Source organism: Nocardioides carbamazepini, from assembly GCF_024614185.1.
GTDB classification, from domain to species: domain Bacteria; phylum Actinomycetota; class Actinomycetes; order Propionibacteriales; family Nocardioidaceae; genus Nocardioides; species Nocardioides carbamazepini.
This window is the reverse complement of the sequence record NZ_JAHTLF010000008.1, coordinates 232,448-245,000: the sequence shown is the minus strand read 5'-3', so window position 1 is coordinate 245,000 and position 12,553 is coordinate 232,448. Positions and strand designations below refer to the sequence as shown.

Sequence of the window (12,553 nt, the reverse complement as noted above, 5' to 3'; positions counted from 1 at the left end):
CGTGAGGATTCTTCTGGCCGGCGGGGGGACGGCGGGGCACACCTCGCCGCTGCTCGCCACCGCGGACGCACTGCGCCGACTCGACCCGGATGCCGAGATCACCTGCCTCGGCACGCCGCGCGGCCTGGAGAACCGGGTCGTGCCGGCGGCCGGCTACCCGCTGCGTCTGGTGCCGCCGGTGCCGCTGCCGCGCAAGCCCGGCAAGGACCTCGCCCTCGTGCCGCAGCGACTGCGGGGCGCGGTCAAGGCCGCGCTCGACGTGGTCGACGACGTCCGTCCCGACGTGATCGTCGGCTACGGCGGCTACGTGTCGATGCCGGCGTACGTCGCCGCCCGGCGCCGCCGGCTCCCACTGGTCGTGCACGAGCAGAACGCGCTGCCGGGCATCGCCAACAAGGTCGGTGCCCGGATCGCCGCCCGGGTCGCGGTGAGCTTCCCCGACACCCCGCTGCGCAAGGCGGAGTACGTCGGCCTCCCGATCCGCCGGATGATCTCCACCCTCGACCGGCCGGCCCGGCGCGCCGAGGCACGTGTGTTCTTCGGGCTCGATCCCGACCTGCCGACCCTCGTCGTGACCGGTGGCTCGCAGGGCGCGCGGCGGCTCAACCAGGCCGTCAGCGGCGCCGCCGCCGCGCTCGGCTCCGCCGGCGTCCAGGTCCTGCACGTGATCGGGCCCAACGGAGCGAGCGACCCGAGCTGGCGCGACCCGGTCGCGACCGGGGTGCCCTATGTCGTGCTGCCGTTCGTCGAGCGGATGGATCTCGTGCTGGCCGCGGCGGACGTGATGGTCTGTCGCTCGGGCGCGTCCAGCGTCGTCGAGGCGGCGGCCACCGGCGTGCCCGCGATCTTCGTCCCGCTGCCCATCGGCAACGGTGAGCAGGCCCTCAACGCGCGTCCCGTCGTCGACGCCGGGGGAGCGCTGCTGGTGGAGGACGCGTCGTTCACCGCCGACTACGTCGCCGACACCGTGCCCGCGCTGGCCACCGACGCCGACCGGCTGGCCCGGATGGGGGCCGCGGCCTCCGGCCTGGTGCCGCGCGACGCTGATGACCGGCTGGCCCGGATCATCGCCGAGGCGGCCGGGGCCGCACGGTGAGGATCCCCGTCCCCGACGAGATCCTGCCGGCCGACCAGCTCGGTCGCGTCCACCTCGTCGGCATCGGCGGCGCAGGCCTGTCCGGCATCGCCCGGCTGATGCACCAGGCGGGCATCGTGGTCAGCGGCAGCGACGCCAACGACTCGGTGGTCGTGCAGGCACTGCGCCGCGAGGGCATCACCGTCCACGTCGGGCACGACGCTGCCCACCTCGAGGGGGTCGACACCGTCGTCGCGACCACGGCCGTCCGCGAGGACAATCCCGAGATCGTCGCCGCGCTCGCGCGGGGCCTGCGGCTGTGGCCGCGCTCGGCCGGCCTCCAGTCCGTGCTGCTCGGCAAGGACGTCGTCGCCATCGCCGGCACCCACGGCAAGACCACCACCACCGCGATGACCGTGGTCGCGCTGCAGGAGGCCGGCCTCGACCCCACGTTCGCGATCGGCGCCGAGGTCGCGAGCCTCGGCACCAACGCCCGGCTCGGCACCGCGGCGGTGGCCGTGGTCGAGGCCGACGAGTCCGACGGCGCCTTCCTCGTCTACACCCCGCGCATCGCCGTGATCACCAATGTCGACGCCGACCACCTCGACCACTGGGGCACCGAGGAGGCCTACGAGGAGGCCTTCGCGGAGTTCGCGCGCCGCGCCGAGGTCACGCTCGCCGAGCGTGCCGACCTGACCGACCGGACCGTCGGGTTCTCCGAGGGCGCCCAGCTGCGGGGGCACGACCTGACCGTCGCGGGCGGCCGTACCCGGTTCCGGGTCGCGGACCAGGGCGGCGACCTCGCCCGGGTCGAGCTCGCCGTCCCCGGCCGCCACTACGCGCAGGACGCCCTGCTCGCGCTGGCCGTCGGCATCGAGCTCGGGCTGGACCCCGACCTCCTCGTCCGCGGGCTCGCGAAGCACCAGGGCGCCAAGCGCCGCATGGAGCTGGTCGGATCGGTCGGCGAGGCCGGCAGCGCCGTCCGCGTCTACGACTCCTACGCCCATCACCCCAGCGAGATCCGCGGCGACCTCGAGGCCGCCCGGTCGCTGATCGAGGGCACGGGCCGCCTCGTGGTCTGCTTCCAGCCCCATCTCGTCTCCCGCACGCGCATCTTCGGCGAGCAGATGGGTCACGAGCTCGGTGCCGCCGACGAGGTCGTCGTGATGGACGTGTACGTCGCCCGCGAGGACCCCGACCCCGAGGTCACCGGTGCCGCGGTGGCTGCCGCCGTGCCGCTGCCCGCCGGGCGGGCCCGTTTCGTGGCCGACCGGGACGCCGTGCTCGACACGGTGGTGGGGCTCGCCCGCCCGGGCGACCTCGTCCTCACCCTCGGCGCCGGCGACGTGACGACGCTCGCGCCCCTGCTGGTCGCCGCACTGGCGGAGGCGAAGCCGCGTGGGAGCGAAGCGAGCGACCGCAGGCGGGGCCATGGCGAGGGGTAGCCGCCGTGGCCGCACGGGCGGCGCGAAGGCCGGTCCCCAGGATCGGATGCGCCGGGCGTTCGCGCGCCGCCAACGCGCCCGCCGCTGGCTGACCTGGCGCTACGTCCTCGCCGCGGTGCTGCTCGTCGCGGCCCTCGGGCTCGGCACCTACGCCGTCTACTTCTCACCGTGGCTGCGTGCCGATGCGGTCCAGGTGATCGGCAACGCCCAGCTGTCCGAGAAGCAGGTGCTCGCGACGGCCGACGTACCTCTCGGCGGCCCGCTCGCGACCGTCGACCTGCGCGCGATCGAGGTGCGGCTGCGGTCGCTCGCGACCGTCAAGACGGTCGACGTCTCGCGCACCTGGCCGCACGACGTGCGGATCGAGGTCGTCGAGCGCACCCCGATCGCCGTGCTCGACCGCGGGGACCGGCTCACCAACCTCGACGCCGCCGGGGTCGCCTTCGGTCGCCTCGCCAAGGCGCCGGCCGGCCTGCCCCGGGTCAAGGTCGGACCGGCCGCCGATGGCGACGCCCTCGCCGAGGGAGCCGCGGTGGTGGTCGCCCTCGACCCCGCGATCTCCGAGCTGGTCGACTTCGTCGAGGTCCGCACCGTGGACGAGATCGACCTCCACCTGCGCGACGGCCGGCTGGTGCGCTGGGGGAGCGCGGAGCAGGCCGGCGACAAGGCAGCGGTCCTCCTCGAGCTGCTCAACGTCGAGGCGCAGGTCTACGACGTCTCGGTGCCGGGCGCCCCGACCACGCGCTGAGATCCGCGGCCGCGGCGGCGCTCCCAGGCGGTCCAGCCGACCAGCACGATCGCCACGCAGATGCCGCCGGCGATGATGTCGACCACATAGTGCTCGGCGTAGTAGACGAGCATGAACGACATCGCGAGCGGATAGAGCACCAGCAGCCAGCGCCCGGTGCCGCGCAGCCGGGTGATCGCCCAGGCCGCGACCAGGATCGCGATGCCCGCGTGCAGCGACGGCATCGCGGCGACCTGGTTGCCCACGGCGGAGATGCTCTGGTGCGTGCCGCCGCCTCCGCCGCCTCCGCCGCCGCGGCCGAACTCCCACCAGCCGCGGCCGGTGATCCGGGCGATGTCGTCGGTGAGATAGCCGTCCCGTGAGGCCATCCACGGCGGCGCCATCGGGTAGACGATGTAGATGATCAGGGCGAGGAAGTTGAGCGCCAGGTAGCGGCGCATGTACCGGACCCACTCGGGCCGGTTGCGCATCCAGAGGATCGCGGCGATCGACAGTGCCACGAAGAAGTGCGAGTAGTACACGGTGGTGAGCAGCACGTCGTACCACGCGGGCGGTGAGGCCCGGATGCACGGTTCGCCGCACAGGCGCGCCTGCAGCCATTCGGTCGGCAGGGTGCCGCCGAACAGCCAGCGGTCGGCATCGATCGGCTCGGTGACGTGCACGGACGCGAACCCCAGGTCGTCGGAGATCCCGCGGCTGTAGAGGTAGAGCAGGAGCAGCGCGACGGGGAGCGACCAGTCGCGCAGGAAGGCGAGGTGCTCGCGGACCGGCTTGCGCACGTCCCAGGCGATCGTGAGCAGCCACAGCCAGATCACCGCGACCCAGGACTGCTTGGGCAGCCCGACCGTGACGACGTACGCGCTCAGCGCTCCGGCGTACACCAGGAGCGGGACGACCCGCACCGCGATCGGCGACAGGGTCTCCGCCCTGCCCGTGGCCTCTGTCACTGTCACCTCCGCGGTGAAGACTAGGGCGCCGTCTTTGCGGCCTGTTCCACCGCCCCTCGGCGTGTCTGCACGATCGCGTGCCGCGCCGTACCTACTGTCGTGACCACGACGAGGTTGACATAACTATAACCCTCAGGTTGAGGGTAAGGGTTGTGATGACACGCCGGACGGCCCCTGGGGAAGGGTGGCCGACCGCCTGGCTCGACAACACGGGCCCGACGACACGGGCTCGACAACACAGACGACGAACACAGACGACGACTGACTGACAGACCAACCACCCTGGAGAGGTGACGCCGCCGTGGCAGCTGCACAGAACTACCTGGCCATCATCAAGGTCGTCGGCATCGGTGGTGGCGGCGTCAATGCCGTCAACCGCATGATCGAGGTCGGCCTCAAGGGCGTCGAGTTCATCGCGATCAACACCGACGCCCAGGCGTTGCTGATGAGCGACGCCGACGTCAAGCTCGACATCGGCCGCGAGCTCACCCGCGGTCTCGGTGCGGGCGCCAACCCCGACGTGGGGGGCAAGGCCGCCGAGGACCACGCCGAGGAGATCGAGGAGGTGCTCCGCGGCGCCGACATGGTCTTCGTGACCGCCGGCGAGGGCGGTGGCACCGGCACCGGCGGCGCGCCCGTCGTGGCCCGGATGGCCCGCTCGCTCGGCGCACTCACCATCGGCGTCGTGACCCGCCCCTTCACCTTCGAGGGCGCGCGCCGCAAGAAGTCGGCCGACGAGGGCATCGAGCGACTCCGCGAGGAGGTCGACACCCTCATCGTGATCCCCAACGACCGGCTGCTGCAGATCTCCGACCGCAACGTGTCGATGCTCGACGCGTTCAAGCAGGCCGACCAGGTGCTGCTGCAGGGCGTCTCCGGCATCACCGACCTGATCACGACCCCCGGCCTGATCAACGTCGACTTCGCCGACGTCAAGGCGGTCATGAGCAACGCCGGATCCGCGCTGATGGGCATCGGCTCCGCGCGGGGCGAGGACCGGGCGCTCGCCGCCGCCGAGATGGCGATCAGCAGCCCGTTGCTCGAGGCCTCCATCGACGGTGCCCACGGTGTCCTGCTCTCCATCGCGGGCGGCTCCGACCTCGGCATCTTCGAGATCAACGAGGCCGCGGCGATGGTGGCCGACGCGGTGCACGCCGACGCCAACATCATCTTCGGCACCATCATCGACGACGCCCTGGGGGACGAGGTCCGGGTCACCGTGATCGCCGCCGGCTTCGACGGCGGTCTGCCCAAGCGCCGCGACGAGTCCGTCGTACGCCGTCCGCAGCAGGCTCCGGCGACGCCGGCGCCCGCCCGGTCCGCCGCGACCCCGGCTCCCCAGTCCGCACCGGCTCGCGAGGCCGCGCCGCAGTCGGCGCCCTCCTCGGACCCGCAGCCGGTCGGTGCCCGCAGCAACCCGGCGCCGATGCAGTTCGACGACGGTGACGACCTGGACGTGCCCGACTTCCTCAAGTGAGCCGTGTTCGCCTTTCGTGAGACCGCCGCCCTCGACCCGGACCCCCGCAGCGGGAGCCGGGTCGAGGTCGCGTTCACGGATGCCTCGCTCGACCTGCGGGAGGGCGACCGGCTCGCGGCGGACCTGGCTGCGCTGGCGGCCGCCGCCGGGGTGCCCTTCGCCCGCCTGAACCAGGTCCACGGTGCCGACGTCGTCGAGGTCTCCGGTCCGCGTGCCGAGCTGCCCACGGCCGACGGGCAGGTCACGGCCGCGCGCGGCGTCGGGCTGATGGTCCGCGTCGCGGACTGCGTACCCGTCGTCCTCGCCGACGCGGCCGCCGGAGTCGTCGGCGTCGCGCATGCCGGTCGCCGCGGCGTCGAGCTCGACGTGGTCACCCGCACCGTCGAGCGGATGCGCGACCTCGGCGCCGCCGATGTCACCGCCTGGATCGGGCCGCACATCTGCGGCCGGTGCTACGAAGTTCCTGCCACGATGCGCGAGGAGGTCGCGGCAGCCGTGCCGACGACATATGCCGACACCAGCTGGGGCACCCCGGCCCTCGACCTCGGGGCGGGCGTGACCGCCCAGCTCGCTGCGTCCGGCGTCGTCGTCACCGAGGTGCTCGGGTGCACCCTCGAGGACCCGCGGTTCCACTCCCACCGGCGCGACGGCGCCGCCGCCGGACGCTTCGCGGGGCTGGTGTGGCTGTCGTGACGAGCCTCGAGCGGCTCGACGAGCTGCGCGCCAACCTGACGACCGTCCGCGACCGGATCACCCGGGCCGCCACCGACGCGGGGCGTGACCCCGACGAGGTCACCCTCGTCGTCGTCACCAAGTTCTTCCCCGCCGCCGACGTGCGGCTGCTCGCCGGGCTCGGAGTCGCCGACGTGGGGGAGAACCGCCACCAGGAGGCGGAGGCCAAGGCGGCCGAGTGCGCCGACCTCGGGCTGCGCTGGCACTACATCGGCGGGCTGCAGTCCAACAAGGCCGCCGCCGTGGCCCGCTATGCGGCCGTGGTCGAGTCGGTCGATCGGGCCGCCCTCGTCCCGCGGCTGGCTCGCGGCGCTGCCGACGTCGGGCGCGTCGTCGACGTCCTGCTCCAGGTCAGTCTCGACCCGCCGGGGCGCGACCACCGCTCCGGCGCCGACCCCGCGACCCTGCCGGCCCTGGCCGACGAGGTCGCCCGCACTCCCGAGCTGCGGTTGCGCGGCCTGATGGCCGTCGCGCCCCTCGACGACGACCCCGCACTGGCCTTCGCCCGGCTCGCGGGAATCCGTGCCGACTTCCTGTCCCGGCACCCCGACGCGACGGTCCTGTCCGCCGGGATGAGCGGCGACCTGGAGGCGGCGATCACCGTCGGCGCGACACACGTGCGCGTCGGCTCCGCGGTCCTCGGATCGAGGCCCGAGGTCAAGTAATGTCCACAACATCAGACATCCTCGGAACCCGAGGATGCGGATCACGGAGGCAACAGTCATGAGCGGTGCGATGCGCAGGATCGGTGAGTACCTCGGCCTGCTGGAGGACACCGGCTATGACGAGGCCGGCTATGACGAGGACGGCGCCGAGACGACCGATCCGACCCGCGGGCGCGCGACGCGCGAGCCGCGGTCGGAGCGCCCCGTCCGCGCCGTACCGTCCGGCACCGTCGCCGACCTCGAAGAGCGCCGCCGCCCCGTGGCGGCGGTCGCCCCCCAGCCCGTCGTCGCGGAGCTCTCCCGGATCACGACCCTCCACCCGACGACCTACAACGAGGCGCGGTCCATCGGCGAGGAGTACCGCGAGGGCACTCCGGTGATCATGAACCTCACCGAGATGGACGACGCCGACGCCAAGCGTCTGGTCGACTTCGCCGCCGGGCTCATCTTCGCGACCCGCGGCAGCATCGAGCGGGTCACCAACAAGGTCTTCCTGCTCTCGCCGCCCAACGTCACGGTCGCCGCCGAGGACAAGCAGGCCATCGCGGCCGACGGCTTCTTCAACCAGAGCTGAGTTCTTTGGCGCGAGCGTGTCGCCTGTCGGCCGGCGCCGCACGGTCCTCGCTGCGCTCGGACCGCGGACCCCGACCGACGCGCTTCGCGCGGGCGCCACGCTGCCGCGCTCGCAGTCGAGCTGGGTAGATGGTCGCGTTCGCCTGGCGGCAACACTGAGTTGGTGGGGCCGAGCGTGCCGCCGATCGAGTGAGCCGCACGGTCCTCGCTGCGCTCGGACCGCGGGCCACACTCGATGCGCTCCGCGCGGGCGACACGCTGCCGGCCGCGCAGTTGCCTTGCGTAGGTCCACCCTTCCCCTGGCGGCAACACCGAGTTGGTGGGCTCCGGGCTGGCAACGTTCCGCGCTGACCGACGGCTGCACGCGCCCGCGCCGGTCGTGGAGATGCGCGCGGGCGTGTCGCCCAGATGGGATGGCGTGAGCGCGTCAGTCGCGGTCTCCCGGTAGGTTTTCGGGTGTGACGACTGTCGGCTGGATCATCGAGGGCGTGCTGTTCGCCTTCATCGCGTTCCTGTGGGTGCGCTTCATCACCGACTGGGTCCAGGTGTTCGCTCGGGCCTGGGAGCCCCGGGGGCCGGTGCTCGTCTTCCTGGAGCTCGCCTACACCGTCACGGACCCGCCGATCAACGGTCTGCGCAAGGTGATCAAGCCGATCCGGATCGGCAACTTCGCCCTGGACATCAGCTTCATCCTCGTGATGATCCTGGCCTACGTCCTGCTCTCGGTGAACCGTTCGGCGCTGCTCCTGTGATACTCCTGTGACGCCAGTGGTCACCAGGACCCTGGACCGGACCGCGTTTCACGCGGGGGCCGCCGATGCCGCCCTCACCCGTGCAAGCGCTATGGTTCGTGAAGGCATATTGTCGAAGTTTCTTCCGCATAGATTGGTGAGGTCATGCCCCTGACGCCTGAGGACGTGAGCAACAAGCGCTTTACGCCGGTTCGGCTGCGCGAGGGCTACGACATGGGCGAGGTCGACCAGTTCCTTGACGAGGTCGAGGCCGAGCTCGCTCGCCTGACCCAGGAGAACGACGACCTCCGTGCGAAGCTCGCCGCTGCGCAGGCCGGGACGTCGTCCGCGACGTTCGACGCGCCGACCCAGCTGGCACCCGTGCCCGAGCCCGTGCCCGTGCCCGAGCCGCCGGCCCCCGTCGAGATCCCCGCTCCGGTCGAGCCCGTCGCTGCCGCGGCTCCCGTTCCCGTCCCCACCGGTGGTGTCCAGACCATCCGGGTCGAGACCGTCCCCGAGGCGTCCAACGCCGCGGCGCGTCTCCTCGAGATCGCCACCCGCAACGCCGACGAGCTCGTCGAGGACGCCAAGAACGAGGCCGACAAGATCGTCGGCGAGGCCCGGACCAAGTCCGATCGCCTCGCGTCCGAGGCCAAGGTCAAGTCCGACCGCCTCGAGTCCGACGCCCGGACCCGCGCCGAGATGCTCGACGCGGAGACCGCCGAGCGCCGGGCCCAGCTCTTCGGAGACCTCGAGAAGGAGCGCGACAAGCTCTCCGCCGAGGTGGAGACCCTGCGCTCCTTCGAGCGCGAGTACCGCTCGCGTCTCAAGAGCTACTTCACCCAGCAGCTCGAGTCGCTGCAGACGCCGGGCGACACCCTGGCTCCCGTCGAGGAGACGCCGGCGCCCAAGCGGCTGCGCTCCATCCTCGGCGAGGAAGAGGCCTGAGCCACCGGCTCTCACCCCTCCCGACTGCTCGATAGACCGGCCGGCCCGCTCCGCGGGCCGGCCGGTTTTCGCCATCTTGGGAGATCGCTCTCGCGGTGCGCCTGCTTGGACCGCCTCGCCGCACCCGCTACCCTCCGCAGCACGCCCACCGCTCGCTGGCGTGTGGGTCGCCGCCCCTGAGGAGTCCTTCATGGCCCGCAGCACGAAGAAGTCGTTGGCCGGTCAGGCCGCTTCCGCCGCCCGGAAGATCGTCCGCCCACGGAAGGCCGCGACCACCGCCGCGGCCCCGGCCAAGAAGGCCGCTACGGCGAAGAAGACGGCTCCCGCGAAGAAGGCGGCTCCCGCGAAGAAGGCGGCTCCCGCGAAGAAGGCCGCCCCCGCCAAGAAGGCCGCCCCCGCCAAGAAGGCGGCTCCCGCGAAGAAGGCGGCTCCCGCGAAGAAGGCCGCCCCCGCCAAGAAGGCCGCCCCCGCCAAGAAGGCCGCCCCGGCGAAGAAGACCGCTCCCGCGAAGAAGGCCGCCCCGGCGAAGAAGACCGCTCCCGCGAAGAAGACCGCCCCGGCCAAGAGGGCCGCCCCGGCCAAGAAGGCGGCCCCGGCCAAGAAGGCGGCCCCGGCCAAGAAGGCGGCCCCGGCCAAGAAGGCCGCTCCGGCCAAGAAGGCGGCCCCGGCCAAGACGGCCGCTCCGGCGAAGAAGGCCGCTCCCGCGAAGAAGGCCGCCCCCGCCAAGAAGGCCACTCCGGCATCCCTGGTCGTCCTCGACCACGAGGAGGCCTGGTCGGCCGCGGAGCTCGCCGAGGTGCTCGCCGAGCTCCACGAGCAGCGGGCGGCGAGCGCCCGGATCCTCGAGGAGCAGGAGGCAGACCTGAGCGGCCTGCTGCGCGACTCCGGTGACGGCGCGGGCCAGGACCAGGCCGACCTGGGAGCCACCAGCTTCGAGCGTGACCACGAGCTCACCGTCCTCAACCACGAGCGGGAGAAGGTGGCCCAGATCGACCGGGCCTTGGCGCGCATCGACGACGGCACCTACGGCGTGTGCGAGTCCTGTGGCAACCCGATCGGCAAGATGCGGTTGATGGCCTTTCCGCGTGCCACACTGTGCATGACATGCAAGCAGCGCGAGGAACGTCGGTAGACCACCACGAGGACGGGTCCGGCCGGACCGGATCAGGATTCCTCGCCCGCCCGCGGACGTGGCTGCTCTTCGTCGGCGTGGCCGCGGTCATGGTCGCGATCGATCAGGTCGCGAAGGTGCTGGCGGTCCGTCACCTCACCGACGAACCGGACGTCGAGGTGGTCGGTGAGCTGCTGCAGCTGCACCTGACCTACAACCCGGGTGCCGCGTTCAGCCTCGGGACCCGGTTCACCGTCGCCATCGCCTGCCTGGCCTGCGCGGCGACGCTGGTGGTGCTCTGGGTCAGCCGCCGCGTGACCAACAAGGTCTGGGCCGTGGGCCTGGGACTTCTCCTCGCCGGCATCGACGGCAACCTGATCGACCGGATGCTCCGCGAGCCGGGACCGTTCCGGGGCCATGTGGTCGACTTCCTGATGCTGCCGAACTGGCCGGTCTTCAACGTGGCCGACATCTGCATCAACGTCGGCGTCGGACTCATCCTGGTCCAGGTGCTCCGTGGCGTGAACCTCGACGGCTCGCGCGTCGAGTCCCGCTCGTCGGAGCAGGCCGGGCCCGAGGAAGCCGAGGGGGAGCAGTGAGCGCGGTCGACCACCGCAGGCTGGCCGTCCCCGACAGCCTCGACGGTGAGCGGATCGACGTCGCCATGGCTCAGCTCTTCGGCGTCTCCCGCACCCGAGCGGCCGAGCTGGTCGCCCAGGACCTGGTCGCGCTCGACGGTACGCCGGTCCGGGGCAAGAGCGACCGGGTGCTCGGCGGCTCGGTCCTCGACGTGTCCATCCCCGCCGAGACCGATCTCCTCGAGGTGGTGCCGGAGATCGTCGAGGGCATCAAGATCATCCACGACGACGACGCGATCGTCGTGATCGACAAGCCGGTCGGCGTCGCGGTGCACCCGTCGCCGGGGTGGCGTGGACAGACCGTGGTCGGGCACCTCGCCGGTGCCGGCTTCCGGATCTCCACCTCGGGGGCCAAGGAACGTGAGGGCATCGTCCAGCGCCTCGACGTCGGCACCTCGGGCGTGATGGTGATCGCCAAGTCGGAGCACGCGTACTCGATCCTCAAGAACGCCTTCCGCCGTCGTACGGTCGACAAGACCTACCACGCGCTGGTGCAGGGGCACCCGGACCCGCACGAGGGCACCGTCGACGCCCCGATCGGCAGGCATCCCAGGTTCGACTACAAGTTCGCGGTCATGGAGGACGGGCGGCACAGCGTCACCCACTACGAGACACTCGAGGCGCACCGCTTCGCCAGCCTGCTGGAGATCCACCTCGAGACCGGGCGCACCCACCAGATCCGGGTGCACATGAGCGCGCTCAAGCACCCCTGCGTCGGCGACCTCACCTACGGCGCGGACCCGGTGCTCGCCCGCCGCGTCGGACTGGAGCGCCAGTGGCTGCATGCGGTCAAGCTCGGGTTCGAGCACCCGGAGACGGGCGGGTACGTCGAGTACGAGTCGACCTACCCCGATGACCTCGCGCACGCGCTCGACGTCATCCGTGACGCCCACTGACCCTGCGGGGCTCCCGGAGCTGCTGCTGCGCCCGGCCACGCCGGACGACGTACCTCGGATCGCCGCGGTGCAGGTGGCGGCCCGTGCCGTCGCGGCGATGCCGCCCGGGATCCACGCTCCGGACGAGGTGCGCGCCTACCTCGCCGCGCACTTCGGCACGGCCGAGAACTGGGTCGCGGAGGTGGCCGGGCGCGTGGTCGGCTACGCCCGGTTCACGCGGGACTGGCTCAATGACCTGTATGTCGACCCGGGCCGCCAGGGCGTGGGTGTCGGCGGCGCCCTCCTGGACCTCGTCAAGGCCCGTCACCCCGACGGATTCAGCCTGTGGGTCTTCGAGCAGAACGCCCCGGCGCGGGCCTTCTACGCCGCCCGTGGACTGGTCGAGCGGGAGCACACGGACGGCGCCGAGAACGAGGAGCGGGCGCCCGACCTCCGGATGGAGTGGCCGCCCGGATCTGTCGGAGGGTCGTCCTAGAGTCGCCGGGTCCGTCACGTAGGCTGGTGCTCTTCCCCGAGCGACCGCCCCTCCCGTTTGATAGCAGAGCCCTGAGGAGAGCCGAACCACAC

The 12,553-nt window shown here is 72.2% G+C and carries 14 protein-coding genes; 13 read left to right on the top strand and 1 reads right to left on the bottom strand.

What is annotated here, in order from left to right; all coding sequences use genetic code 11:
* Position 1: 1 nt before the first annotated feature.
* From murG to KVF89_RS03680, 3 genes are read left to right on the top strand one after another with little or no spacing between them, the layout of a single operon-like run.
* The gene (gene murG / locus KVF89_RS03690; protein ID WP_257423465.1) at positions 2-1,096 is read left to right on the top strand and encodes an undecaprenyldiphospho-muramoylpentapeptide beta-N-acetylglucosaminyltransferase; all 1,095 of its coding nucleotides are present in this window, start codon (positions 2-4) and stop codon (positions 1,094-1,096) included.
* The gene (gene murC / locus KVF89_RS03685; RefSeq protein ID WP_257423464.1) at positions 1,093-2,520 is read left to right on the top strand and encodes a UDP-N-acetylmuramate--L-alanine ligase; all 1,428 of its coding nucleotides are present in this window, start codon (positions 1,093-1,095) and stop codon (positions 2,518-2,520) included. Before murG ends, murC begins: the two co-directional genes overlap by 4 nt.
* Positions 2,507-3,268, top strand: coding sequence for a cell division protein FtsQ/DivIB (locus tag KVF89_RS03680; RefSeq protein ID WP_257423463.1), 762 nt, complete (start codon positions 2,507-2,509; stop codon positions 3,266-3,268). The genes murC and KVF89_RS03680 overlap by 14 nt, the downstream gene beginning before the upstream one ends.
* Here KVF89_RS03680 and KVF89_RS30340 read toward each other — a convergent pair.
* The gene (locus tag KVF89_RS30340) at positions 3,229-4,215 is read right to left on the bottom strand and encodes a phosphatase PAP2 family protein (RefSeq protein WP_257423461.1); all 987 of its coding nucleotides are present in this window, start codon (positions 4,213-4,215) and stop codon (positions 3,229-3,231) included. The genes KVF89_RS03680 and KVF89_RS30340 overlap by 40 nt on opposite strands.
* Positions 4,216-4,516: 301 nt before the next feature.
* Here KVF89_RS30340 and ftsZ point away from each other — a divergent pair, with 301 nt between their 5' ends.
* The 10 genes from ftsZ (at position 4,517) to KVF89_RS03625 (ending at position 12,461) form a co-directional block, all read left to right on the top strand.
* On the top strand, positions 4,517-5,692 hold the full coding sequence (ftsZ, locus tag KVF89_RS03670; RefSeq protein WP_257423460.1) for a cell division protein FtsZ: 1,176 nt from the start codon (positions 4,517-4,519) through the stop codon (positions 5,690-5,692).
* A 3-nt stretch (positions 5,693-5,695) separates the two neighbouring features.
* Positions 5,696-6,385, top strand: coding sequence for a purine nucleoside phosphorylase YfiH/LACC1 family protein (locus KVF89_RS03665; RefSeq protein ID WP_257423458.1), 690 nt, complete (start codon positions 5,696-5,698; stop codon positions 6,383-6,385).
* On the top strand, positions 6,382-7,089 hold the full coding sequence (locus KVF89_RS03660) for a YggS family pyridoxal phosphate-dependent enzyme (RefSeq protein WP_257423456.1): 708 nt from the start codon (positions 6,382-6,384) through the stop codon (positions 7,087-7,089). The genes KVF89_RS03665 and KVF89_RS03660 overlap by 4 nt, the downstream gene beginning before the upstream one ends.
* Positions 7,090-7,147: 58 nt before the next feature.
* The gene (locus tag KVF89_RS03655) at positions 7,148-7,663 is read left to right on the top strand and encodes a cell division protein SepF (RefSeq protein WP_257423455.1); all 516 of its coding nucleotides are present in this window, start codon (positions 7,148-7,150) and stop codon (positions 7,661-7,663) included.
* Positions 7,664-8,120: 457 nt separating this feature from the next.
* Positions 8,121-8,414 (top strand): YggT family protein, encoded by a 294-nt coding sequence (locus tag KVF89_RS03650; protein ID WP_257423453.1) that lies wholly within the window; start codon positions 8,121-8,123, stop codon positions 8,412-8,414.
* 144 nt (positions 8,415-8,558) lie between these two features.
* Positions 8,559-9,341 (top strand): DivIVA domain-containing protein, encoded by a 783-nt coding sequence (locus tag KVF89_RS03645; RefSeq protein ID WP_257423451.1) that lies wholly within the window; start codon positions 8,559-8,561, stop codon positions 9,339-9,341.
* Positions 9,342-9,531: 190 nt separating this feature from the next.
* Positions 9,532-10,473: a TraR/DksA family transcriptional regulator gene (locus KVF89_RS03640; RefSeq protein ID WP_257423450.1), complete on the top strand. Its 942-nt coding sequence runs from the start codon at positions 9,532-9,534 to the stop codon at positions 10,471-10,473.
* Complete coding sequence (lspA, locus tag KVF89_RS03635; protein WP_257423448.1) at positions 10,446-11,051, top strand: signal peptidase II; 606 nt, start codon at positions 10,446-10,448, stop codon at positions 11,049-11,051. Before KVF89_RS03640 ends, lspA begins: the two co-directional genes overlap by 28 nt.
* Complete coding sequence (locus KVF89_RS03630; protein WP_257423447.1) at positions 11,048-11,986, top strand: RluA family pseudouridine synthase; 939 nt, start codon at positions 11,048-11,050, stop codon at positions 11,984-11,986. The genes lspA and KVF89_RS03630 overlap by 4 nt, the downstream gene beginning before the upstream one ends.
* Positions 11,973-12,461, top strand: coding sequence for a GNAT family N-acetyltransferase (locus KVF89_RS03625; protein ID WP_257423445.1), 489 nt, complete (start codon positions 11,973-11,975; stop codon positions 12,459-12,461). The genes KVF89_RS03630 and KVF89_RS03625 overlap by 14 nt, the downstream gene beginning before the upstream one ends.
* Positions 12,462-12,553 lie beyond the last annotated feature (92 nt).